23 protein-coding genes are annotated in these 24,105 nt (G+C 62.8%); 16 read left to right on the top strand and 7 right to left on the bottom strand.

Going from position 1 to position 24,105, the window contains the following annotated elements; genetic code table 11:
* Positions 1 to 51: 51 nt before the first annotated feature.
* Entirely contained in the window at positions 52 to 336 is a 285-nt protein-coding gene (locus tag ACYCCG_RS20965) for a hypothetical protein (protein WP_176682489.1), read from the bottom strand.
* A 154-nt stretch (positions 337 to 490) separates the two neighbouring features.
* Between ACYCCG_RS20965 and ACYCCG_RS20960 the strand changes: the two genes are divergently transcribed.
* From ACYCCG_RS20960 to ACYCCG_RS20945, 4 genes are all read left to right on the top strand, one after another.
* Positions 491 to 967: a PaaI family thioesterase gene (locus ACYCCG_RS20960; RefSeq protein WP_010954945.1), complete on the top strand. Its 477-nt coding sequence runs from the start codon at positions 491 to 493 to the stop codon at positions 965 to 967.
* The gene (locus ACYCCG_RS20955) at positions 964 to 1,446 is read left to right on the top strand and encodes a PaaI family thioesterase (protein ID WP_176682174.1); all 483 of its coding nucleotides are present in this window, start codon (positions 964 to 966) and stop codon (positions 1,444 to 1,446) included. The genes ACYCCG_RS20960 and ACYCCG_RS20955 overlap by 4 nt, the downstream gene beginning before the upstream one ends.
* Positions 1,447 to 1,515: 69 nt before the next feature.
* The gene (gene htpG / locus ACYCCG_RS20950) at positions 1,516 to 3,420 is read left to right on the top strand and encodes a molecular chaperone HtpG (RefSeq protein WP_176682175.1); all 1,905 of its coding nucleotides are present in this window, start codon (positions 1,516 to 1,518) and stop codon (positions 3,418 to 3,420) included.
* A 77-nt stretch (positions 3,421 to 3,497) separates the two neighbouring features.
* Positions 3,498 to 4,223 (top strand): dienelactone hydrolase family protein, encoded by a 726-nt coding sequence (locus tag ACYCCG_RS20945; protein WP_209967206.1) that lies wholly within the window; start codon positions 3,498 to 3,500, stop codon positions 4,221 to 4,223.
* Between the two features lie 395 nt (positions 4,224 to 4,618).
* Here ACYCCG_RS20945 and ACYCCG_RS20940 read toward each other — a convergent pair whose 3' ends face one another.
* Positions 4,619 to 5,482, bottom strand: coding sequence for a pirin family protein (locus ACYCCG_RS20940; protein WP_459671621.1), 864 nt, complete (start codon positions 5,480 to 5,482; stop codon positions 4,619 to 4,621).
* Between the two features lie 116 nt (positions 5,483 to 5,598).
* Here ACYCCG_RS20940 and ACYCCG_RS20935 point away from each other — a divergent pair, with 116 nt between their 5' ends.
* Positions 5,599 to 6,606 carry an amidohydrolase family protein gene (locus ACYCCG_RS20935; protein WP_209967202.1) on the top strand — a complete coding sequence of 336 codons (1,008 nt, stop codon included), beginning with the start codon at positions 5,599 to 5,601 and terminating at the stop codon, positions 6,604 to 6,606.
* Between the two features lie 130 nt (positions 6,607 to 6,736).
* On the opposite strand, the gene fabB is transcribed toward ACYCCG_RS20935, so the two are convergent.
* The 5 genes from fabB to ACYCCG_RS20910 all read right to left on the bottom strand — a co-directional run bounded on the left by fabB (position 6,737) and on the right by ACYCCG_RS20910 (position 13,624).
* Positions 6,737 to 7,957 carry a beta-ketoacyl-ACP synthase I gene (fabB, locus tag ACYCCG_RS20930; protein WP_176682179.1) on the bottom strand — a complete coding sequence of 407 codons (1,221 nt, stop codon included), beginning with the start codon at positions 7,955 to 7,957 and terminating at the stop codon, positions 6,737 to 6,739.
* Positions 7,958 to 7,968: 11 nt separating this feature from the next.
* The gene (gene fabA, locus ACYCCG_RS20925; RefSeq protein ID WP_003251509.1) at positions 7,969 to 8,484 is read right to left on the bottom strand and encodes a 3-hydroxyacyl-[acyl-carrier-protein] dehydratase FabA; all 516 of its coding nucleotides are present in this window, start codon (positions 8,482 to 8,484) and stop codon (positions 7,969 to 7,971) included.
* Between the two features lie 207 nt (positions 8,485 to 8,691).
* Positions 8,692 to 10,623: an ATP-binding protein gene (locus tag ACYCCG_RS20920; RefSeq protein ID WP_209967199.1), complete on the bottom strand. Its 1,932-nt coding sequence runs from the start codon at positions 10,621 to 10,623 to the stop codon at positions 8,692 to 8,694.
* Complete coding sequence (locus ACYCCG_RS20915; protein WP_339534177.1) at positions 10,620 to 11,510, bottom strand: ABC transporter substrate-binding protein; 891 nt, start codon at positions 11,508 to 11,510, stop codon at positions 10,620 to 10,622. Before ACYCCG_RS20915 ends, ACYCCG_RS20920 begins: the two co-directional genes overlap by 4 nt.
* Entirely contained in the window at positions 11,510 to 13,624 is a 2,115-nt protein-coding gene (locus ACYCCG_RS20910; protein WP_339443281.1) for a TonB-dependent receptor plug domain-containing protein, read from the bottom strand. The genes ACYCCG_RS20915 and ACYCCG_RS20910 overlap by 1 nt, the downstream gene beginning before the upstream one ends.
* A gap of 276 nt (positions 13,625 to 13,900) precedes the next feature.
* Here ACYCCG_RS20910 and ACYCCG_RS20905 point away from each other — a divergent pair, with 276 nt between their 5' ends.
* The 11 genes from ACYCCG_RS20905 (at position 13,901) to kdpB (ending at position 24,099) form a co-directional block, all read left to right on the top strand.
* Positions 13,901 to 14,926 carry an NAD(P)H-dependent glycerol-3-phosphate dehydrogenase gene (locus ACYCCG_RS20905; RefSeq protein WP_176682183.1) on the top strand — a complete coding sequence of 342 codons (1,026 nt, stop codon included), beginning with the start codon at positions 13,901 to 13,903 and terminating at the stop codon, positions 14,924 to 14,926.
* 36 nt (positions 14,927 to 14,962) lie between these two features.
* A complete protein-coding gene (locus tag ACYCCG_RS20900) occupies positions 14,963 to 15,310 on the top strand; it encodes a DUF4389 domain-containing protein (protein ID WP_176682184.1) in 348 nt (115 codons plus the stop codon).
* Entirely contained in the window at positions 15,307 to 15,765 is a 459-nt protein-coding gene (gene sixA / locus ACYCCG_RS20895; protein ID WP_459671618.1) for a phosphohistidine phosphatase SixA, read from the top strand. The genes ACYCCG_RS20900 and sixA overlap by 4 nt, the downstream gene beginning before the upstream one ends.
* Before the next feature lie 162 nt (positions 15,766 to 15,927).
* Positions 15,928 to 16,302 (top strand): hypothetical protein, encoded by a 375-nt coding sequence (locus ACYCCG_RS20890; RefSeq protein ID WP_339443280.1) that lies wholly within the window; start codon positions 15,928 to 15,930, stop codon positions 16,300 to 16,302.
* Between the two features lie 92 nt (positions 16,303 to 16,394).
* On the top strand, positions 16,395 to 17,183 hold the full coding sequence (locus ACYCCG_RS20885) for an alpha/beta fold hydrolase (RefSeq protein ID WP_209969870.1): 789 nt from the start codon (positions 16,395 to 16,397) through the stop codon (positions 17,181 to 17,183).
* The gene (locus ACYCCG_RS20880; RefSeq protein WP_176682187.1) at positions 17,180 to 18,034 is read left to right on the top strand and encodes an alpha/beta hydrolase; all 855 of its coding nucleotides are present in this window, start codon (positions 17,180 to 17,182) and stop codon (positions 18,032 to 18,034) included. Before ACYCCG_RS20885 ends, ACYCCG_RS20880 begins: the two co-directional genes overlap by 4 nt.
* A 109-nt stretch (positions 18,035 to 18,143) precedes the next feature.
* Positions 18,144 to 18,938: a DUF4892 domain-containing protein gene (locus tag ACYCCG_RS20875; protein WP_176682188.1), complete on the top strand. Its 795-nt coding sequence runs from the start codon at positions 18,144 to 18,146 to the stop codon at positions 18,936 to 18,938.
* A gap of 12 nt (positions 18,939 to 18,950) precedes the next feature.
* Complete coding sequence (locus ACYCCG_RS20870) at positions 18,951 to 20,003, top strand: AI-2E family transporter (protein WP_176682189.1); 1,053 nt, start codon at positions 18,951 to 18,953, stop codon at positions 20,001 to 20,003.
* A 238-nt stretch (positions 20,004 to 20,241) separates the two neighbouring features.
* Positions 20,242 to 20,331, top strand: a complete 90-nt coding sequence (kdpF, locus tag ACYCCG_RS20865) for a K(+)-transporting ATPase subunit F (protein ID WP_003251485.1) — start codon at positions 20,242 to 20,244, stop codon at positions 20,329 to 20,331.
* Between the two features lie 9 nt (positions 20,332 to 20,340).
* Positions 20,341 to 22,035, top strand: coding sequence for a potassium-transporting ATPase subunit KdpA (kdpA, locus tag ACYCCG_RS20860; protein WP_209967188.1), 1,695 nt, complete (start codon positions 20,341 to 20,343; stop codon positions 22,033 to 22,035).
* Positions 22,036 to 22,044: 9 nt separating this feature from the next.
* Entirely contained in the window at positions 22,045 to 24,099 is a 2,055-nt protein-coding gene (gene kdpB, locus ACYCCG_RS20855; RefSeq protein WP_339443278.1) for a potassium-transporting ATPase subunit KdpB, read from the top strand.
* The last annotated feature ends 6 nt before the right edge of the window (positions 24,100 to 24,105 follow it).

Genomic DNA, 24,105 nt, shown 5'->3' with positions numbered 1-24,105 from the left:
TTTGCAGGCACAAAAAAACCCGACGTCGTCGGGTTTTTTTGTTTCAGCCAATTATTGCTTGGCGGGTTCTGCCGGAGTAGCTGGAGCCGCTTCTGGCGCCGGAGTAGCCGGAGCGGCTTCTTCGGCAGCCTTCTGCTCGGCTTCGGCCTGATCTTTGGCAGCTTCAGCGTTTTCCTCGGCTGCTTCGTTCATCTTATCCTGAGCTTCACCCATTTTTTCCTGGGCTTGCTCGGCGTGTTGCTGTGCGTCCTGGGCTTTGTCTTCGCTCGCTTTATCGCAAGCAGCCAGGCCCATGGCAGCGGCCAGCATCAGAGCAAAAGCAAAAGGTTTACGCATGGGGGTGTATCTCCTTGGTGGAATAAGTGACTTGTTCCTTCGAGTGCCACTACGCGGAATAAGTTCAACGAAGATTACAGATATATAACGCCTCATTCTATATAGACTTTTCAACGAATTCATGAAGCCGCCCTGCGGCCAATGGGAACAGCCAATGAGCGATTCAACCTTGATGGCAATGGCCGAGCGCTTTCTCTCGGCTTTAAAACATTGTCAGTTGTTGCAGATGCGGGTGGCGCAGGCTGATGGCGATGGCATGACCCTGGTCCTGCCGTGGTCGCCGGCCATTGTCGGCAACCCGCAAACTGGTGCTGTGCACGGCGGGGCGCTGACCACGCTGATGGACACCACCTGTGGCATGGCCACGTTGTGTGTGTTGCCGCGCTTCGAAGTGTGCCCGACGTTGGACCTGCGCATCGACTACATGCACCCTGCTGAGGCCGGCAAGGACATCTACGGTCACGCCCAGTGCTACCGTGTTACCCGCGACGTGATCTTCACCCGTGGCACCGCCTACCAGGACGACCCCGACCAGCCCATCTGCCAGGTGGTGGGCACGTTCATGCGCCTGGGCCAGGACATCAAGGGCGGCATCCGTTTCGGCGACAGTCTGAAGGAGGGCAAGGCATGATTCCGCGCGCGGTGCGCCAGCAGCTCAACGCCGCCCATGCGGTGGGCGACTATCGACCATTGCTGGCGCTGATTCCCTATGCCGGGCTGATCGGCATCGAATGCGAGCGTCAGGGCGATGACTTGTTGTTCCGCCTGCCGGCCAGCCCTGACAATATCGGCAACCCGCTGTTACCGGCCATTCATGGCGGCGTGATCGCCGGCTTCATGGAGCTGTCGGCAGCGCTGTACCTGCTGATCTACAGCGAGAGCGCAAGCATTCCGAAAATCATCGACTTTTCTGTCGACTACCTGCGCGCCGGGCATTTTCGCGATACCTACGCCCAGTGCCAGCTGTGGCGCCAGGGCCGGCGGGTGACCAACGTGGCCATCACCGCGTGGCAGGGCGACAGGCAGTCGCCGATTGCCACGGCCCGTGCGCATTTCAAGATCGAACCGGAAAAGCCCTTGAAATCATCCGGGCAGCCCCCATCTGCATGACATCCGCCGTTAACGCTGGCCGAATCGGCCGCCAGGCGCCATCGCCATCAGATCGGAGTTTCGAAGACCATGACTGTGGAAACACAAAAGGAAACGCTGGGCTTCCAGACCGAGGTGAAGCAACTGCTGCACCTCATGATTCACTCGCTGTACTCGAACAAGGAAATCTTCCTGCGGGAGCTGATTTCCAATGCTTCCGACGCCGCCGACAAGCTGCGTTTCGAAGCGTTGGCCAAGCCAGAGCTGTTCGAGGGCGATACTGACCTGAAGATTCGCCTGAGCTTCGACAAGGACGCTGGTACCGTGACCCTCGAGGACAACGGCATCGGCATGAGCCGCGAAGACGTCATTACCCACCTGGGCACCATCGCCAAGTCCGGCACTGCCGACTTCATGAAGAACCTCACCGGTGACCAGAAGAAGGACTCGCACCTGATCGGTCAGTTCGGCGTGGGCTTCTACTCCGCGTTCATCGTTGCCGACAAGGTCGATGTGTACAGCCGCCGTGCTGGTCAGCCAGCGGCGGAAGGTGTGCACTGGTCGTCGAAAGGCGAGGGCGAATTCGAAGTCGCCACCATCGACAAACCACAGCGTGGTACCCGTATCGTCCTGCACCTGAAGAAGGACGAACAGGAGTTCGCCGATGGCTGGCGCCTGCGCAACGTGGTCAAGAAGTACTCCGATCACATTGCCCTGCCGATTCAACTGCCAAAAGAGCAGGCCGCCGCCGAAGGTGAAGAACAGCCGGCCGAAGAGTGGGAAACCGTCAACCGCGCCAGCGCCCTGTGGACCCGTTCGCGCACCGAGGTGAAGGACGAGGAATACCAGGAGTTCTACAAGCACATTGGCCATGACTTCGAAAACCCGCTGGCCTGGAGCCACAACAAGGTCGAAGGCAAGCTCGAATACAACTCGCTGCTGTACGTGCCGGCCCGTGCGCCGTTCGACCTGTACCAGCGCGAAGCGCCGCGCGGCCTGAAGCTGTACGTGCAGCGTGTGTTCATCATGGACCAGGCCGAGTCGTTCCTGCCGCTGTACCTGCGCTTCATCAAGGGTGTGGTCGATTCCAACGACCTGTCGCTGAACGTGTCGCGTGAAATCCTGCAGAAAGACCCGATCATCGATTCGATGAAAACCGCGCTGACCAAGCGCGTGCTGGACATGCTGGAGAAGCTGGCGAAGAACGAACCCGAGCAGTACAAGGGCTTCTGGAAAAACTTCGGTCAGGTGCTGAAAGAGGGCCCGGCCGAAGACTTCGCCAACAAGGAGAAAATCGCCGGCCTGCTGCGCTTTGCGTCCACCCAGGACGACAGCGGCGAGCAGAGCGTCGCCCTGGCCGACTACCTGGCCCGTGCCAAGGAAGGTCAGGACAAGATCTATTACCTCACCGGCGAGTCGTACGCGCAGGTCAAGAACAGCCCGCACCTGGAAGTCTTCCGCAAGAAAGGCATCGAAGTGCTGCTGCTGACTGACCGCATCGACGAGTGGCTGATGAGCTACCTCAACGAATTCGACGGCAAGGCCTTTGTCGATATCGCCCGTGGCGACCTGGACCTGGGCAAGCTGGATTCGGAAGAAGACAAGAAAGCCCAGGAAGAAGTCGCCAAGGACAAGGAAGGTTTGGTCGAGCGACTGAAAGGTGCGCTGGGTGACACCGTGGCCGAAGTGCGCGTATCGCACCGCCTGACCGACTCGCCGGCGATCCTGGCCATCGGCGAGCAGGACCTGGGCCTGCAGATGCGCCAGATTCTGGAAGCCAGCGGGCAGAAAGTGCCGGAGTCCAAGCCGATCTTCGAGTTCAACCCGAGCCACCCGCTGATCGAGAAGTTGGACCACGAGCAGAGCGAAGACCGTTTCGCCGAGCTGTCGCACATCCTGTTCGATCAGGCGGCCCTGGCGGCCGGTGACAGCTTGAAGGACCCGGCGGCGTACGTTCGTCGCCTGAACAAGCTACTGGTCGAGCTGTCTGCTTGAGTTGATCATAGGAAAGCCCGCTTCGGCGGGCTTTTTTCATGGCTGCCTTTTTGTGAAAAGTGCCAAAGGAGTGCTAGATGAGCAAAGTTATCGTCGAGTCGCTGGTTTATCACCTGTCCGGCAAGGCCTATGAAAGCCGTTTGGTCTATGAGCCGGGGGCGCTGGGCCGTCCGGGCCTGGTGATGGCGCCGAACTGGATGGGCATTGGCGAAGGTGCCGAGCGTATCGCCAAGGAAGTCGCCGAGAAGGGCTATGTGGTGTTGATTGCCGACCTCTACGGGCAATCGGTGCGCCCGTCCAATGCCGATGAGGCAGGCGTGGCGATGATGCCGCTGAAGAATGACCGTGACGAACTGCGCAAACGCATGCAGGAAGCCTTGGCGCAATTGTTGGGCCAGTCGAAGGCGCTGCTGGAGCCTGGCAAGGTGGCTGCCTTCGGCTTCTGCTTCGGTGGCTGCTGCGCCCTGGAGCTGGCCCGTAGCGGCGCCGACCTGCGCGCGGCAGTGTCGTTCCACGGTACTCTGGACACGCCGAACCCTGAAGATGCCAAGCGCATCAAGGGTTCGGTGCTGGTGTTGCATGGTGCCTCCGACCCATTGGTGCCTAGAGAACAACTGCCGGCATTCGAGGACGAGATGAACGCGGCCAAGGTGGACTGGCAGTTGCTCAGTTATGGCGGTGCGGTGCACTCGTTTACCGACCCGAATGCCAACGTGCCGGGCAAGATGCAGTACGACCGGCGCACTTCCGAGCGAGCGTTCCGTTCGATGCATAATCTGCTGAGTGAAGTGTTCCAGCGCTGAGATTGCAGGGGGCTGCTTTGCAGCCCTTCGCGGGTAAACCCGCTCCTACGCGACGGCCTGCGCCCAATTACCAATGTGCGTTCACCCCCGATCAGGTGTAGGAGCGGGTTTACCCGCGAATACGGTGGCGGCGGCAACGGTGAACAGCGGGTGGAGATTGGCCAGCAGGGCCGGCCCTTTCGCGGGTGAACCCGCTCCTACAGGACGGCCTGCGCCCAATCACCAATGTGCGTTCACCCCTGATCAGGTGTAGGAGCGGGTTTACCCGCGAATACGGTAGCGGCATCAACGGTGAACGGCGGGTGGAAATTGGCCGGCAGGTCCGGCCTCTTCGCGGGTAAACCCGCTCCTACACGACGGGCTGCGCCCAGCCGTCGACCTGTGTCCACCCCCGATCACCGAGGTAACTCGATCCTGGAATGTTCCCCCGGCACCACCGGCCAATCCCCCGCGGCCCACCTGGCCCGGGCCCGCTCGATCAGCTCCGGGTCGCTGGCCACGAAATTCCAGTTCATCCGACGCGGCCCATCCAGCGGTGCACCGCCAATCAGTACCAATTGGCATTCACCCTCCGCATACAACGTCACCTCTTCCCCCTCCGGCAGTACTACCAGGCTGCACGGTTCCACGTCTTCATCGTTCATCGTCAACTCACCATCGAGCAGGTACAGCGCCCGCTGCACATGCTCATTCGGTACCAGCAAGGTGGTCGCCGGTTGCATCCGTACATGCGCATAAAGGGTAGGGGACAGCACCGGCACCGGCGACACCAGGCAGAACCCGCTGCCAGCAATCATGCAGATACGTACACCCAAGCTGTCACTGACGGGCAAGCTCGCGGCGGGGTGATGGCTGTAGCTTGCCTGGCCTTGCTCAAACTCGCGCGGCGATGCCAGCCATACCTGCAGCCCATGCAGGCGCGAGCCATGGGCCAGGGCATCCTCGGGGGTGCGCTCGACATGCGCGACGCCGCTGCCCGCAGTCATCCAGCTGACATCACCTGGCAGCACTCGCTGCGCCGAGCCAAGGCTGTCCTTGTGCAGGATTGCGCCTTCGAACAGGTAGGTCAGGGTCGACAAGCCGATATGCGGATGTTGGCGGATGTCCATGCCATGCCCCGGGGCATAGTCCGTTTCGAGCATGTGGTCGAAAAACACGAACGGGCCGACGCTGCGGCACTGGGCTGACGGCAGCGGGCGCAGGATCGGCTGGCCCTCGACCGATTCGGCACGGGGGTGAATGACCAGGGGGCTGCTCATGGGACGGCTCCAGGCGAGGTGACAGTGCTTCAAGCATAACGGTTTGCCTGCTGTGGCTGAACCGTCGCGTTGGCCGGCCGGTCTACTGTTTTCATACTCGGATAAGGAACCTGCCCATGATTGCCAGAGCGCTGGCCTGCGTGATGTTGTCTGCCTGTCTAAGCCAGGCGGCACAGGCGCGCGACTACCGCTACAGTGATGCCCACCTGCACTACGTGGACTTCTTCCAGGAAAGTGAAGGCATGCCGGCGCTGATCAAGGCCATGGATGCCGCAGGGGTTGAGCAGTCGATGATTTCAGGTATACCGGTGGCCAAGAAATGGCACGAAGACGAACCCAAGCGCCCGCGCTACTACGCCGGTGATGACGCTGATGCCTACTGGTACAGCGCCACCGATACTTACGTGGCGGCGGCGCTGCAGCAATTGCCGAGTGAGCAGCGCAAGCGCTTCCACCCATTCCTCAGCGGTTTCAACCCGGTGGACAAGAATGCGGTCAGCCATATCGAGCGCATGCTCGATTTGTACCCGGGCCTTTGGCAGGGCATCGGCGAGGTGTTTACTCGTCACGATGATCTGACAGCGCTGACCAGTGGGGACACGCCGCGCGCCAACAACGAGGCCATGACGCGCATCTATCATCTGGCGGCCGAGCGCGATCTACCGGTGCTCCTGCATTCCAACATCACCTCCAAGCGCGAGCGCAACCCGCTGTACCTGGCGGAGATCGAAGAGCCGCTGCGCAATCACCCGCATACGCGATTCATCTGGGCGCATGCCGGCAGCAGCATGGAGATACACCGCCACCAGACGCAGATGGACTTTCTACTGCCGGTACTGACGCGATTGCTGGAGGACTACCCGAACCTGTATGTCGATCTGTCGTGGAGTGTGCTGCAGCCGTATTTGCTGGATAAGCACGGCGTGCCGCGCAAGGAATGGCTGGCGCTGGTCGAGAAGTACCCGGAGCGCTTCATGATGGGGTCGGATGTGGTGGGGCGGTTTGGCAGCCTGGGGGAACAGATGCACGGGTTCAAGCCGTTTCTGGATGCCTTGCCGGAGGCGGTGGCGCACAAGGTGGCCCGGGAGAACTTTCTGGCGGTGTTACCCAAGGCGCGCCATTAGCCTGCAATGGCCATAAGCACTGTAAATGACCTGTGTAGGAGCGGGTTTACCCGCGAAGAGGCCAGCACAGGCAACCCAAACAAAAACGCCCCGAACCAGTCGGGGCGTTTTCATTTACAGCAGCAGCGTCTTACTTGCCTTCCCAGCGCTTGAGTACCAGGGTGGCGTTGGTGCCGCCGAAGCCGAAGCTGTTGCTCATGACCGTATCGATCTTGGCGTTTTCTTCGGTTTTACGCAGGACTGGCAAGTCGGCGACCTCCGGGTCCAGCTCGTCGATGTTGGCAGAGCCGGCGATGAAGTTGTTTTCCATCATCAGCAGGCAGTAGATCGCCTCGTGCACGCCGGCGGCGCCCAGCGAGTGACCCGACAGGCTCTTGGTAGAGCTGATCTTCGGTGCCTTGTCGCCGAACACGGCACGCACGCCCTTGATCTCGGCCACGTCACCGACCGGGGTCGAGGTACCGTGGGTGTTCAGGTAGTCGATCGGGGTGTCGACGGTGGACAGCGCCTGCTGCATGCAGCGGATGGCGCCTTCGCCGCTCGGAGCAACCATGTCGTAGCCGTCGGAAGTAGCACCGTAGCCAACGATTTCGGCGTAGATCTTGGCGCCACGTGCCAGGGCGTGTTCCAGTTCCTCGACCACGACCATGCCGCCACCGCCAGCGATGACGAAGCCATCACGGTCAGCGTCGTAGGCGCGCGAGGCCAGTTCCGGGGTTTCGTTGCGCTTGGTCGACAGGGCGCCCATGGCATCGAACAGGAACGACTGGCTCCAGTGCTCTTCTTCACCACCACCGGCGAAGACGATGTCCTGCTTGCCCCACTGGATCTGCTCCAGTGCGGTACCGATGCAGTGAGCCGAGGTGGCGCAGGCCGACGAGATCGAGTAGTTGATGCCCTTGATCTTGAACGGGGTGGCCAGGCATGCCGACACGGTGCTGCCCATGGTACGGGTTACACGGTATGGGCCGACGCGCTTGACGCCCTTCTCACGCAGGGTGTCCAGCGCTTCCATCTGGTTCAGGGTCGAGGCGCCGCCGGAGCCAGCCACCAGGCCGGTGCGCGGGTTGGAAACCTGCTCTTCGGTCAGGCCGGAGTCCTTGATCGCGTCCTGCATGGCCAGGTAGGCGTAGGCAGCCGCGTGGCCGACGAAGCGGTAAACCTTGCGGTCGATCAGTTCTTCGAGGTTGAGGTCGATGGACCCGGAAACCTGGCTACGCAGCCCCATTTCCTTGTATTCCGGGTTGAAACGGATACCCGGACGGCTGTTGCGCAGGTTTTCGGTGACGGTAGCTTTGTCATTGCCCAGGCACGATACGATGCCCAGACCAGTGATAACGACGCGGCGCATGCGAATAACCCTTAGAAATTGTCAGTGGAGGTGAACACGCCGACCCGCAGGCCTTCGGCAGTGTAGATCTCGCGGCCGTCGACGCTGACCGAGCCATCGGCGATGGCCATGTTCAGCTTGCCCTTCAGGACGCGCTTGATGTGAATGTTGTACGTGACTTTCTTGGCTTCAGGCAGTACCTGGCCAAAGAATTTCACCTCGCCCGAACCCAGGGCGCGGCCACGGCCCGGCAGGCCCTGCCAGCCGAGGAAGAAGCCAACCAGCTGCCACATGGCGTCGAGGCCCAGGCAGCCCGGCATTACCGGATCGCCTTCGAAATGGCAGGCGAAGAACCACAGGTCCGGGTTGATATCCAGCTCGGCGACCAACTCACCTTTGCCGTACTTGCCGCCTTCTTCGCTGATATGGGTGATGCGATCGACCATCAGCATGTTCGGCGCGGGCAGTTGCGCATTACCTGGGCCGAACAGCTCACCGCGACTGCAGCGCAGCAGGTCTTCCCGAGTAAAGGCGTGTTGTTTGGTCATGCGAGCTCCTCAATAACCCCCTGCGGCAGGGGATGAATCTTCCCGGCCGGCCCGAAAACCAAGCGCTTCGAGGCGGCAGCCTACAGGTAGACTATTGCGTTGTGGTGAAAGTCACAGCGCACCTGGTGAAAGAAGTACAGGTGTGCACTGAAACGTCTATTTTCAGGTCCGATGAAGGTCCTGTCCAGTGTTTAAGACTGCCGCACTTTAGCATTTATCGCCAGTCGCGGTTGTCTGACCGGGTAACCAGCGCTGCAGCACCTGCTGCAACTCGGTGCGGCGCAAGGGTTTGCTGAGGTAATCGTCCATACCGGCGGCCATGCAACGTTCACGGTCCCCCTGCAAGGCGTTGGCAGTCAGGGCGATGATCGGTAGCCCAGCGCCGTTGGGCAACTGGCGGATGCGTCGGGTGGCTTCATAGCCGTCCAGGTGCGGCAGGCGGCAATCCATCAGCACGGCAGCAAAGCGCTGGCGGCCGACCAGTTCGACGGCTTCGAGGCCATCTTCTGCCGTGCATACTGCCAGCCCCAGGCTGCGCAGCATGGCTTCTACGACACTTCGGTTGACCGGATTGTCCTCCACCAGCAGTACCTGATCATTGTCCGGCACCGTCGTTTGTGCAGTCGTTGGCGGCGTCAGCGGGATGGGGGCAGGGTTGGCGAGGGCCAGCGGCATCTCCAGGGTAAATGTCGAACCCTGGCCCTCACGGCTTTCACCGCGTAGCTTGCCGCCCATGCGCTCGGCCAAGGTACGAGCGATCGAAAGCCCCAGCCCGGTGCCGCCGTAACGACGGGAAATCGAGCTGTCGGCCTGCTGGAAGGCGACGAACATCATTTCCAGGCGGTCGCTGTCGATGCCGATGCCGGTGTCACGCACGCTGCAGGTCAGCCAGATCAGCTGTCGGTCGAGCACCTGCCAGCGTGCGTCGACTTGTACTTGGCCACGTTCGGTGAACTTCAGGGCGTTGCCCACCAGGTTCAGCAGGATCTGGCGGATGCGTGTGGGGTCGCCGTTCACCTGCAACTTCTCGATACCGGCCGGCAGTTGCAGGTGCAGGCCCAGGCCGCGTTGCTGGGCGCTGTGCTGGAACGACTGGACACTGCTGGTAATCAGCTCGCCGAGGTTGAAGTCGATGTGCTCCAGTTGCAACGCGGCGCGTTCGATGCGCGAAAAATCGAGGATGTCGTTGATGACCTTAAGCAAATGCCCGGTGGACTCGCTGGCCACTGCCGTGTAATCGGCCTGTTCACTGCTCAGCGGTGTAGTTTCCAACAGTTGCAGCATGCCCAGCACGCCATTCATCGGGGTGCGCAACTCATGGCTCATCATCGCCAGGAAATCCGATTTGGCGCGGTTGGCCTGTTCGGCCTCCTCGCGGGCCTGGATGAGTTCGGCAATGGCCTGCTTCTGTTCATCACTGGCCTGTTCCAGGGCGCTGGCCAGGTTGTTGATGTGGCGGGCCAGGTGGCCCAGCTCGCTGTCGTCGACTACCGGCAGGGGGGTGTTGTACTCGCCTTGCTGAATAGCCTTGACCGCATGCCCCATGTCACTGATCGGCTTGGCCAGGCTCAGGGCCAGGCGGCGAGCCAGCAAAAAGGTGAACAGCAGGGCGAACAGCGCCAGGATCCCGGCCTTGATCACGATTTCCTGCTGGCGCTGGCTGAAGGCGTCATCGGACATGCCGACGATCACCCGGCCCAGGTAGTCGTCACCGATGGCCGGGGTGGTGGTTTTGCCCTGTTGCAGGAAGTCGTTGTCCAGGCGGATTTGTTGCAGGCGAATCGGCGCCTGGAACACTTCGACCTGTTGCGCGCGGTTGGCGCTTTCGTCGGACTGCTCGACGTACACCAGGATGTGGTTGCGGCTGTCCTGCACTTCCAGAAAGCGCACGTGCGGGATGCTGAGGGTGGCGCGCATCAGCCCTTCGAGCACTTCGTTGTTGCCCGAAATCACCCCGTACTCCGACGCCGGTGCCAACTGGTTGGCGATCAGTTGCCCGGTGTGGTTGAGTTCCTGGCGCAGGTCCTGGATGCGCACGAAGGTAAAGAAGCTGATCAAGATCAAGGTCAGTAGCAGGGCGGGGCCGAGGCTGATGATCTGCGTGCGGGTATGAATGTCCCAGCTCAAGCGTTTGCTCATGGGGTGGGTTCTCCCTCGGCCAGGGCCTTGACGGCGGCGTTCTGATCGATCGGTTCAAGACCCAGGGCACGGGCCACCTGCTGGTTGCCACTGACCCCGTAGCGCACTGGGTACAGGCTGCGCGGCCAGCGCGTCGGCGGCTGGTCGAGCAACTGGTCGAGCACCCACAGCCAGTCGTCCTGGTCGCTGTAGGTGCTGGCCAGGGCGCCAGCGCGAACGAAGCCGGCGTTCGGGCCGATCAGCGCCATCTGCCGGCCATAACTGCTCAACAGCAGGTTCTTTGCAGTCTTGGAGTTGTACAAGTCAGGGTCGTCCAGGCCCAGTAGCACATCGCTGTTGCCCAGCAGGTGCTGCAGGGGCCGGTTGTCACGCGGGTCGGACCAGTCCTGAGCAACGATTTCCAGGCCTAGCGGCCGTGCGGCATTGCGCAGTTCGTCCAGCAAGAAGCGACTGTGCTCGCCGTACAGCACGCCAATGCGCCTGGCCTGCGGCAACAAGTAGCGTGCCAGGCGCAGTTGCCGTCCCAACGGTGCGTCGCTCCACAAGAGTGTGAGGAACGCGGGGCGCGACTTTCCCAGGCGCTGTTCAGCCTGTACCCGGCTGACCCGCATGACCAGTGCCGGCGGGCCGGCGGTTTCCCCCAGGCGCCATTCCAGTGCTGCGCTGTCGAGCAGGATCAGGCGTTGGTCGGCTTTGAGCTTGCCTGGGCGTGGCAGGTTGGCGGTGGTGCGAAACTGCACATGATCGTGCGGTCGGCGGCTTTCCAGTGCGGCGATGAAGTTGCGTATACCGGGCTGGTCCTCGGCCCCCACCAGCATGATTTCGCTGGCGGACAAAGGCCCCAACGGCCACAGGCACAGCAGCAACAGGCGCAGCAGCAGGGCCATCAGAACTCCAGCTCCGCGCTCACGCTCAGGCGGTGACGGCTGTCGTAGCGGTTCTGCAGGGCCGAGGTGGGTTCATCATCCAGGCGCTGCTGCCACAGCGCTGCCAGCTCCAGGTTGCTGCCATACACCCGAAAACGCTTGGCCAGGCGCAGGTCCAGACGCTCGTAGCGATACTGGTTGAGGGCATCGTCGCCGTAATAGAACAGTGCGCTCGACCAGCCGGCCCCCCATTCGCGCATCCACCCTGCCGAGCCGCTGTTGCGGGCGCTGAGGCGGCGGTCGTCGGGGTTGCTGGCCCAGGCATCGACGTAGGCATAGGTCAGGCGCAGGCGGTCGCGCAGGGTAGGGCGCCAGTCCATTTGCGCCTCGCTGCCGCTGAAACGGGCCTTGTTGGCGTTGCTGGCGATGTACTGATTGTTCCTCAGAGGCTCGCTGATCATGCCGGTGATCTCGTCGTAGAACAGCTTCACATCCAGGCTCAGGTCGATGTCGCTGAAGTAGCCGTTGTAGCCTAGCTCGCGCGAGCGCATGCGCTCCTGTTCAAGGTCACCAGGGCCACGGGTCTTGACGAAGTACTCACCGTTTTGCAGCCCGAATGCATTGGGGGTCAGGTTCTTGACCGTGTAACTCCAGTTGACGTTGTTCTCGAACATGTCGGGCGAGCGCACCGCTTCGGAGTACACCGCACGCAGGCCGTGGCGCGGGGTGATCAGGTAGTTGACCGCGACGCGCGGGGTCAGCGAACTGCCAGACAGGCGTGAGTCTTCGAACATGGCCCCACCTTGCAGTATCCAGTGCTCGTCGGCCCGCCATTCCAGCTGGCCGAACAGGCGCCAGGTCTGGTCGTCGAGGCTGCCGTTGAAGTAGGTCTGCGAGTCGGCGAGGTCATAGCGGTAGTTCATGCCACTGAGCAGGCGCAGGCTGTCGGTCAGGCTCAGGGTGTCCTGGATTTCCAGGTCATAGCGGGTTTCACGGGTGCTCTGGTCGACATCGCCGCAGACCTGCTCCCTTCCACCCATCTCCCATTGTTGCTGCACTTTCTGCAGAAGCCCTTTCAGGGCCGGGTCGTCAGTGGAAAGGGGGGCGCCAGTCGCAATACCTCGCGCCACTCTTTCGGCGAAATCGGGGTTCATCTGCCAGAGCTGGGTCAGTTCGGGGCTGAACGACTGCAAGGCATCACAGGCACGCCACACTTGCTGGCGATCAAAATGCTGGGCTGAGCCCTGGATATAAAGGCTGTGCTCAGCGCTGAAGTCTTTGGTCCAGCGCAACGAGCCCGCATAGTCCTTGGCGTTGACGTCGGCATTGTTCCCGGACTCGTACTTCTGGAACACCGGCTGGTAGGTGTAGGGCCGTTGATTGCTGCCTTCCTTGGCCGCCAGTTGCCACTCCAGGGTCTGGTCGACCGCCAGGTTGTGGTTGGCGCTGAGGTTGAAGCGGGTAAGGCGGCGGCTGTCGCGGTAGTCCTGGCCGAACTGGTTCTCATCGAAGCCGTCGTCCTGTTGGCCCGACAGCGACAGGCGCATGTCGCCGCCGTCCCAGCCGAAGCCGTGGCTGGCATAAAAGTCGTTGATGCCGTCCTGGCCGCGCGTCACTTTCAGCCGCGTACCATGGCTGTCGGCGGGGTGGCGGGTGAGGATGTTGACCACCGCCATCAGCGCGTTGGCGCCATAGCTGACGGTGTTCGGGCCGCGGAATACCTCGATGCGCTCGATATCCTCCATGGCCAAGGGGATGTCGCTCCAGTCCACCGTGGCCAGGCCTGCGCGGTACACCGAGCGGCCATCGATCAGTACCTGCATGCGCCGCGCGTCGTTGACGTTGCTGCCGTGGTAGTTGACCGTGGGTTGATTACCGGCACCGTAGCCGATCATCATGCCGGGTACCAGGCGCAGCAGTTCGGGGATATCACGGGCACCGCTGGCGCGAATCAGTTCGCTGTCGAGTACGGTCATGCTGCCCGGTACAGCGGCGGGGGATTGTTTCAGGCGTGTGGCGGTCAGAATCTGCGGCAGATCGGTGTTGTCGATGAACAAGTCGTCGGCCACGGCCTGACCGCCGAGCAGGGCGGTCAATAACAGCAGGCGCGGGTACGGGGGCGTGCCAGGAAACACGGGGCGGCCTTTGTTTCAGGATTGAAACAGGCATGGTAACTGACCTTGGCGTATTTTCCAGTGATCTGCAGCGGTTTTGCAGCGTGTCTGTCTTGACGCTTTCATGGGGCGGACATCGAGCGCCGCGCGGGCGGTGCATCGCGAGCAAGCTTGCTTCTTCATTTGTTGCAACGTGTGGCCATGACCGTGTCATCTGCGTTGCTAGCCTTGGCGCATGGCAGGCGAGCCGTATAATAGCGGGGTCGCCACTTAACTTTTGGCTTTAATGGATTGGATATGACTGAACAGCAACCTGTTGCGGTGCTGGGCGGCGGCAGCTTCGGCACCGCCGTGGCGAACCTGCTGGCGGAAAACGGTGTGCCGGTGCGCCAATGGATGCGCGACCCGGCGCAGGCCGAGGCCATGCGCGTGAATCGCGAGAATCCGCGCTACCTCAAGGGTATCCGCTTGCACGATGGGGTTGAGCCGGTCAACGACCTGCTGGCCACCCTGCAGGCCAGCGAGCTGATCTTCGTTGCCTTGCCATCGAGTGCCTTGCGCAGTGTGCTGGCACCCCATGCCGAGCTGCTGCGCGGCAAAGGCCTGGTCAGCCTGACCAAGGGCATCGAAGCGCAAAGCTTCAAGCTGATGAGCCAGATCCTCGAGGAAATCGCCCCCGAGGCGCGCATCGGCGTTTTGTCGGGGCCGAACCTGGCGCGCGAAATCGCCGAACATGCACTGACTGCCACAGTGGTGGCCAGTGAGCACGAAGAACTGTGCCAGCAGGTACAGGCCGTGCTGCACGGGCGCACCTTCCGCGTCTACGCCAGTGCCGACCGTTTCGGCGTCGAACTGGGTGGGGCACTGAAGAACGTCTACGCGATCATCGCCGGCATGGCTGTGGCCTTGGGAATGGGCGAGAACACCAAGAGCATGCTGATTACTCGGGCCTTGGCCGAGATGACCCGCTTCGCCGTCAGCCAGGGCGCCAACCCCATGACCTTCCTCGGCCTGGCCGGTGTCGGTGACCTGATCGTCACCTGCTCCTCGCCCAAGAGCCGCAACTATCAGGTTGGCTACGCACTGGGTCAGGGCCAAAGCCTGGAGGAGGCGGTCAACCGCCTGGGCGAAGTGGCCGAGGGTGTCAACACGCTCAAGGTGCTCAAGACCAAGGCCCAGCAAGTGCAGGTGTACATGCCGCTGGTCGCTGGCCTGCATGCCATCCTGTTCGAAGGCCGCACGCTGAACCAGGTGATCGAGCACCTGATGCGCGCCGAGCCCAAGACCGATGTCGATTTCATTTCCATCAGCGGTTTCAACTGAGCCCTTGGCGGCTCTGACACGAGCAAGGAGCAACACATGAACGATACGCCCGAACGCGCCCAGCGCGAGTCGATCATCCTGCGGGTGCTGTGGATGCTGGTGTTCCTGGTGGTCTGGCAACTGGCCGAGGTGCTGCTGGGTGGCCTGGTGCTTGTACAGTTGATCTACCGACTGGTGTATGGGGCGCCCAGCGCCAGTCTCATGAACTTCGGTGACAGCCTGAGCCAGTACCTGGCACAGATCGGCCGTTTCGGCAGTTTCCACAGCGACCAGAAGCCATGGCCGTTCGCTGACTGGCCGGCCCCGCGTGCGCCGGAAGGTGAAGCCGCGCACGCCGTCGCGCCGGCCGCGCATCCAGTGCGTGACGAGGAACCCAAGCTGTGAAGCTGTGGGTGCTGCGCCACGGTGAAGCCGAGCCGCGGGCGCATAAAGACGCCGAGCGCCGGCTGACTGCCCATGGTCGCGAGCAGGTGCTGCACAGTGCTGCTCGCCTGATCGGGCAGCCATTGCAGGCGATTTTCGCCAGCCCTTACGTGCGCGCCCAGCAGACCGCCGCGCTGGTGCATGACACCCTGGGCTTCGCCGAACCGGTGCGCACAGTGCCCTGGCTGACGCCCGAGGGTGATGTGCAGCAGGTCATCGGCGAAATCGAGCGCCTGGGGTTTGAGCAGGTGTTGCTGGTCAGCCACCAGCCGTTGGTCGGTAACCTGGTCGGGGCGCTGGAGCACGGCCACAGGCAACAGCCGGCAGCCATGAGTACTGCCAGCCTGGCGGAACTGGAAGGTGAGTGGCCGCTGGCCGGGTTGATGACCCTTCGGGCCATCCACTCACCCGCTTGAACGTGCGATGGCTTGTGCAGGCCACTGTTTCGCTCGGACTTGAATGCTGGCGTGGGTAATGATCGATAAGGCAACTGGCATTTTTGTCAGTTGTCGCGCTTCACCAGCGCTTGCTAGCGTTGCCCCACGGCAAATATCAGGGAATGGCGAATGAGGGGCGAAATGCTGGAACTGTTGCGTTGCTTGGACCTGCAACCCACCCTGGAACAGGTTGACCAAGGTACTTCGCTGGATTTCGCCCAATACAGCCTGCTGCGCGAATCGGCCGATGCCAAGCTGTACCACCTGATGCGCAAGGTGAACGACAACCCCAGGCTGGAGCCCGCAGCGAGGCAACAATGCGAGCAGGACCTGCGTACATTGCAGGACGCCTGCCTGCGGGTCTCGCACCTGCTGCAAACCAGTTGTCTGGCCTTGCGCCGCCTGCAACTGGACTGCCAGGACCAGCGTCTGGCCCGCGAGGCGCTGGAGAGCCAAATGGCCTACATGCAGGCTTGCCTACGGCGGTCGTTGAGCAGTTTCGACCGTTCGGCATGACCTGATCCCCCTCGCCGATGACCTTTATGGACATTGCCGAACCACTGCGCGATGCCGACAATGGGCCATCATTCCGCTCCGGACCAGGCGCCATGTCGCAGCAGATCTTCTTCGCTCATGCCAACGGTTTCCCATCGGCCACCTACGGCAAGCTGTTTGCAGCGCTGGCGCCGGACTATCAGGTGCAGCACCTGGCCCAGCATGCCCATGACCCGCGCTTTCCCGTGGACGAAAACTGGCAAAGCCTGGTCGATGAATTGTTGCATCACCTGGCGCAGCAGGACCAGCCAGTCTGGGGCGTTGGTCATTCGCTGGGTGGCGTGTTGCACCTGCACGCAGCATTGCGCTGCCCCGAGTACTACCGGGGGCTGGTAATGCTCGACTCTCCGGTGCTCACCCGCGCTGATCAATGGCTGCTGCGCACTGCCAAGCGCTTTGGTTTCATCGACCGCATCACACCGGCCGGGCGCACCCTGGGGCGTCGCGAAACCTTCAACGACCGCGACAGCGCCCGGGACTATTTCGCGGGCAAATCACTGTTCCGTCATTTCGATCCCGATTGCCTCGACGCTTATGTAGAACACGGCCTGCAGGCGGTGGAGCAGGGGCTACAGTTGCGCTTCGACCCTGCCACTGAAATCAGCATCTACCGCAGCATCCCGCATACCAGCCCCGCCCCTGCGCGCCAGTTGCAGGTACCGCTGGCCATGGTGCGCGGCAACCGCAGCAACGTCATTCGTCGCCACCACACCTTGGCTGTGCGCGGCATGCCCAAAGGTGAATACCACAGCGTACCGGGTGGGCACATGTTCCCGCTGGAGCGTCCGGCCGACACTGCCAGCCTGATCAAGGGCCTGTTCGACCGCTGGAGCCAGGCATGAGCGCGCACGTAGAGGAAATTCGCCTGAGCCTGGGCCATATCGAGCTGGCTGCACACCTGTTCGGCCCCGAAGACGGGCTGCCGGTGATTGCCCTGCATGGCTGGCTGGACAACGCCAACAGCTTTGCCCGCCTGGCACCGCAACTGAAAGGGCTACGCATCGTCGCCCTGGACCTGGCCGGCCATGGTTACTCGGAGCACCGCCCGCTCGGTGCCGGTTATGCCCTGGCCGACTATGCCCATGACGTGCTGCGCGTGGCCGAGCAACTGGGTTGGCAGCGTTTCGCCCTGCTGGGGCATTCGCTGGGCGCGATCATTTCGGTACAACTGGCCGGGGCATTGCCCGATCGGGTCAGTCACCTGGCGTTGATCGACGGCGTCATCCCGCCGACCGGCGCCGAACAGGATGCCGGCGAGCGCTTAGGGATGGCACTGCAAGCCCAGTTGCGGCTGGATGGCAAACGCAAGTCGGTGTATGCGACATTGGAAGCCGGTGTGCAAGCCCGCATGAAAGGCATGGTCGCGGTCAGCCGCGAGGCGGCCGAGCTGCTGGCCCAGCGTGGCCTTATGCCGGTGCCCGGTGGCTACAGCTGGCGCAGCGACAGCCGCTTGACCCTGCCCTCACCGGTGCGCCTGAGCGAGGCCCAGGCCATGGCCTATGTGCGGCGGGTGAGTTGCCCGGCGCTGTTGGTGGTGGCTGCCGACGGCATGCTGGCGCGCCACACCGGGTTGCTGGAGCAGCTACCCTTTGAACAGGTGACGCTGCCCGGCGGCCATCACCTGCACCTGAATGATGCGCAGGGCGCGGTCCTTGTTGCAGACTGTATCAATCGCTTCTTTGGCTTTGCTTGACTTGCACCGGACAAGTGTCGAGGCTTGGCGGGTTGAACAGGGAGACAACCATGCAACTGCCAGACATCCTGGAGCTTCAATTCGGCGCTGAGCGCCGCCTGGTTCGCCAATGAGCGCGCCTGTTTCCATTCGCACTGCCCTGGCGGCCTGCCTGGTGCTCGCCAGCCCCGTGTTGTGGGCCGGTAGCCTGCCGGTACCGCAGGACGCCAAGGTGGTTGATCAACGCCCGGCCGTCGAGCAGGAGCGGGTCTACCCGATGGGCCCGTTGCGCAAGATCAGTGGCCGCCTGCGGGTCGATGACAAGGTCGAGAGCCGTGGTCAGGTCAGCTCGGTGACCTACGAATTGCCCGTCGAACGTACTGCCCGTGAGGCCTTCACCAATGCTCGCGAAGCACTTGTACGTGACGGTGGCTACCCGTTGTTCTGGTGCCAGGGGCGTGATTGCGGTGAGGCCAGCCTGTGGGCCAATGATGTATTCGGCAATGCCCGCCTCAACGGTGGCGATGAGCAGCAGGCGTTCATTTTGCTACGCCGCTCGGCAGAAGAGGCCGACACCCTGGTCGCGCTGTACAGCGTTACCCGTGGCAACCGCCGCGCCTACCTGCATGTGGAAGAGTTCATCGCAGGCAGCCCGCTGGGCGAACTGCTGCCAACCGCGGCCACGGTGCTGCGCGAAATGCTCGACACCGGCAAGCTCGACTACCCTGACCTTGCCGCGCCGCAAGACACCTGGGTAAACCTGCTGGCCCGCAGCCTGAACCTCGACAGCAGCTTGCGCGTCAGCCTCAGTGGCGCCCAGGCTGAGGCCTGGCGCGAGGCGCTGGTCAAGGCCGGGGTGCGCAGCCGCCGCCTTGAAGTCGGCAGTGCGCCTGCAGACGGCCTGCACCTTGAACTGATCCGTTGAACGAGCACCATCATGGTTAACAATGATCGCCTGCTGGTCCAGATTCTGCTGGTGGCGTTGCTGGGTGCCGGCCTGTGGGTGATGGCACCGTTCATATCGGCATTGCTGTGGGGGGCCATCCTGGCCTTTGCCAGCTGGCCGTTGATGCGCTTCCTGACGCGCCTGCTGGGCGGGCGTGAGACGCTGGCAGCCGGCCTGCTGACCATGGCCTGGATTCTGATCGTGGCACTGCCGCTGGTGTGGCTGGGGTTCAACCTGGCCGATCACATTCGCGACGCTACGGCGTTTGTGCGTGACGTGCAGGTCGACGGCCTGCCCGATGCGCCGGCCTGGCTGGGTGGCATTCCCTTCGTTGGCGAGCGTCTGGTCAATAGTTGGCAATCGCTGGACCAGCAAGGCGCAGCCTTGCTTGCCTCGATCAAGCCTTACTTAGGGCAAGTGGGCAACTGGTTGCTGGCGCGCAGCGCGCAGATTGGCAGCGGCGTGCTGGAACTGACCCTGAGCCTGGTGTTCGTGTTCTTCTTCTACCGCGACGGGCCGCGTTTGGCGGCATTCGTGCTGCGCTTGCTGCACCGGCTGGTGGGCGAACGTGCCGAATATTACCTGGAACTGGTAGCCGCTACCGTTCAGCGGGTGGTCAACGGGGTGATCGGCACGGCGGCCGCGCAGGCCCTGCTGGCGCTGATCGGCTTCCTGATCGCGGGGGTGCCTGGGGCGATCGTGCTGGGGGTGGTGACCTTCATGCTCAGCCTGATCCCCATGGGGCCGCCACTGGCATGGATCCCGGCCACCGCTTGGTTGGTGTGGAAGGGCGAATACGGCATGGCGGTGTTCCTGGGAGTCTGGGGCACGTTCGTCATCAGCGGCGTGGACAACGTGCTCAAACCGTACCTGATCAGCCGTGGCGGCAACCTGCCGCTGGTGATCGTGCTGCTGGGCGTGTTCGGTGGCTTGCTTGCCTTTGGCTTCATTGGCCTGTTCATCGGGCCGACCTTGCTGGCGGTCGGCTACAGCCTGCTGCTGGACTGGAGCCGTAACGCGGCGCAGCAGCCGCCACAACAGTAAGCCTGTAACGGCCCTTTCGCGGGCACGCCCGCTCCCACAGGTACCACACAGGCCTTGAAGGCTGTGCAGTATCTGTGGGAGCGGGCGTGCCCGCGAAAGGGCCGTTACAGGCAGACCACAACGCTGATTTTTACGCATTCTTTATACCCACCCCCACACCCCGCTCTCGCCCCTTTACGCCCCTCCCTCGGACAATTTCCCTAAAGCGGCCCAAGCCGTAACACGGGGAGAACCACACATGAACATGCTCGACGGGCTGTCACTGCTGCTGGCAGTGGCATTGGCGTTTTATCTGCTGGTGGCGCTGCTGCGCGCCGATCGCAGCTAGGGAGCGGCCATGCACAGTTACGATTTCGCCTTGCTCCTGGCATTCTTTGCCATCGTGCTGCTACCGGCACCCTGGCTCGGGCGGTTCTACTTCAAGGTCATGGAGGGCCAGCGTACCTGGCTGACGCCTGTGCTGGGGCCGGTCGAGCAGGGCTGTTACCGGCTGGCGGGTGTGAACGCCAGCCAGGAGCAGAACTGGCGGCAATACGCCTTGGCCCTGCTGGCGTTCAACCTGGTCGGCTTCCTGCTGCTGTTCAGCGTGCTGCTGTTGCAGGGCCACCTGCCACTCAACCCACAGCACCTGCCTGGCCAGGAATGGTCTCTGGCGTTCAACACCGCCGTCAGTTTCGTTACCAATACCAACTGGCAGGCCTATAGCGGTGAGGCGTCGGTCAGCTACCTGAGCCAGATGCTTGGCCTGACCGTGCAGAACTTTGTCAGCCCTGCCACCGGCCTGGCCGTGCTGGTTGCCCTGTGCCGCGGTATCGCCCGGCGCAGTGCGACGACGCTGGGCAACTTTTGGGTCGACATGACCCGTGCCACCCTCTATGGCCTGTTGCCGCTGTGCGTGCTACTGGCGCTGCTGCTGGTCTGGCAGGGCGTACCGCAGACCTTTGCCGATTACGCCCACGCGCTGACCTTGCAGGGTGGCGACCAGACCATTCCGTTGGGGCCGGCCGCCAGCCAGATCGCCATCAAGCAACTGGGTACCAATGGCGGCGGCTTCTTCGGCGTCAACTCGTCGCACCCGTTCGAGAACCCTACGGCCTGGAGCAACCTGTTCGAGGTGGCGTCGATCATCCTCATTCCAGTGGCTTTGGTGTTCACCTTCGGTCACTACGTGAAGGATCTGCGCCAGAGCCGCGCCATCCTCGCCTGCATGCTTGCCCTGTTCCTGATCGGTGGCAGCACGGCGTTGTGGTCCGAGCACCAGCCGAACCCAGCGCTGGAAAGCACGCAGGTGCAGCAGACCGCCCCACTGGAGGGCAAGGAAAGCCGCTTCGGCACCACCGGTTCGGTGCTGTGGGCGGTCACCACTACCGCCGCCTCCAACGGTTCGGTCAACGCCATGCACGACAGCCTGAACCCGCTGACCGGTATGGTGGCGATGGTCAACATGATGGTCGGCGAGGTGATCTTCGGCGGTGTTGGCGCCGGGCTGTACGGCATGTTGCTGTTCGTGCTGATCGCGGTGTTCCTGGCCGGACTGATGATTGGGCGCACGCCGGAATACCTGGGCAAGAAACTGCAGGCCCGTGAGGTGCAACTGCTGGTGGCAACCCTGCTGGTGATGCCGGTTGGTGTGCTGGTACTTGGCGCCATCGCCGCCAGCTTGCCAGGCCCGGCCGGGGCGGTCACCAACCCGGGGGCGCATGGATTCAGCCAGTTGCTGTATGCCTATACCTCGGGTTCGGCCAACAACGGCTCGGCCTTTGCCGGCTTTGGCGCCAACACCGTGTATCACAACCTGATGATCGGCCTGGCCATGCTCATCGGCCGCTTCGGCTACATCCTGCCGATACTGGCGTTGGCCGGCAGCCTGGCGGCGAAGAAAAGCGCGCCGCTGGGGCAGAACAGCTTCCCCACCCACGGCCCGCTGTTCACCGGCTTGCTGCTGGTGACCATCCTGCTGGTCGGAGGCCTGACCTTCCTGCCGTCCCTGGCCCTTGGGCCAATCGCCGAACACCTTAGCCTGGGTTTTTGAGGACCGATCATGAACATGCCCATTCCTGAAGTGAATAGCCGGCACAGTGCCAAGGACCAGACCCGCTTCGCCGCGCTGTGGCGCCCGGCGCTGGTGCAGGCGTTCGTCAAGCTCGACCCGCGTCAGCTCAAACGTTCACCGGTAATGCTGGTGGTGGCCCTGACCGCAGTACTGACCACCGTGCTGTGCTTTGCGCCCGGCGGCGGCGTGAGCACCGGTGTTGCGGTGCAGATTGCCCTGTGGCTGTGGTTCACCGTGTTGTTCGCCAACTTCGCCGAGGCGTTGGCCGAAGGCCGTGGCAAGGCCCGCGCCGACAGCCTCAAGGCCGGCAGCCAGGGCCTGACCGCCCAGCGTCGTCTGCGTGATGGCAGCTACGAGACGGTGGCTGCCAGCGCGCTGCGCAAGGACGACGTGGTACGCGTGGTGGCCGGCGAGATTATCCCCGGCGACGGCGAGGTGCTTGAAGGCATTGCGGCCGTCAACGAGGCCGCCGTTACCGGTGAGTCCGCGCCGGTAATACGCGAATCAGGCGGCGACCGCTCGGCGGTGACCGGCAATACGCGGCTGGTCTCCGACTGGCTGCTTATCCGCATCACCAGCAATCCGGGGGAGTCGACCCTGGACCGCATGATCGCCCTGGTCGAAGGTGCCAAACGGCAGAAGACCCCGAACGAAATCGCCCTCGACATCCTGCTGATCGGCCTGACCCTGATTTTCCTGATCGTGGTGGTGACCTTGCAGCCGTTCGCCCACTTCGTGGGTGGCAGCCTGCCGCTGATCTTCCTGGCCGCGCTGCTGGTGACGCTGATCCCTACCACCATCGGCGGTCTGCTGTCGGCCATCGGCATCGCCGGCATGGACAGGCTGGTACGGCTGAATGTCATTGCCCGCTCCGGCCGCGCGGTCGAGGCGGCCGGGGACGTGCATACGTTGATGCTCGACAAGACCGGCACCATCACCTTCGGCAACCGCCGCTGCAGCGCACTGCATGCGGCACCGGGCATTACCGCCAAGGAACTGGGGGAGGGCGCCTTGCTGGCCTCGCTGGCCGACGACACCGCCGAAGGCAAGTCGATTGTCGAATACCTGCGCCAGTTGCACGACTTCGTCGACCCGCCTGCCGGGCAGTTCGAAGCGGTGGCTTTCAGTGCCGAGACACGCCTGTCGGGCATCGACTTCGAGCAGCACCGCTACCGCAAGGGCGCCGTCGATGCGGTGCTGGCATTCGTCGGTATGCAACGCATGGATATGCCGGCGGCGCTGGCCCGCGAAGTCGAACGCATCGCGCAGAGTGGCGGTACACCGTTGCTGGTGTGCGTCGACAAGCGCTTGCTTGGCGTGATCCACCTCAAGGACGTGGTCAAGCCTGGTATCCGCGAGCGCTTCGCCGAGCTGCGCAAGCTGGGCATCCGCACGGTGATGGTGACCGGCGACAATCCGCTGACTGCGGCCGCCATCGCCGCCGAAGCGGGGGTGGATGACGTACTGGCCGAGGCCACACCCGAGAAGAAGCTGGCGCGCATTCGCCAGGAGCAGAATGACGGCCGCCTGGTTGCCATGTGCGGCGACGGTGCCAACGACGCCCCGGCACTGGCCCAGGCTGACGTAGGCATGGCCATGAACGATGGCACTCAGGCTGCACGGGAGGCAGCCAACATGGTCGACCTGGACAGCGACCCTACCAAGCTGCTGGACGTAGTCCAGGTCGGCAAGGAGCTGCTGGTCACCCGTGGTGCGCTGACAACATTCTCCATTGCCAACGACGTGGCCAAATACTTTGCCATCCTGCCGGCGCTGTTCGCTGCCATCTACCCGCAACTGGGTGTACTCAACCTGATGCAACTGGCCAGCCCGCAGAGCGCGATCCTGTCGGCGATCGTGTTCAACGCGCTGATCATCATCGTGCTGATTCCGCTGGCGCTGCGTGGGGTGCGCGTGCAGGCGGTCAGTGCGGCGCACCTGTTGCGGCGCAACCTGCTGATCTACGGGCTGGGTGGCATTGTGGTGCCGTTTGCCGGGATCAAGCTGATCGACCTGCTGCTCAATGCCCTGAACCTGGTCTGAGGAGGC

Source organism: Pseudomonas sp. VEM90 (assembly GCF_054611535.1).
Note: the sequence above shows the minus strand (reverse complement) of the source record. Positions and strands in the feature narration are given on the sequence as shown.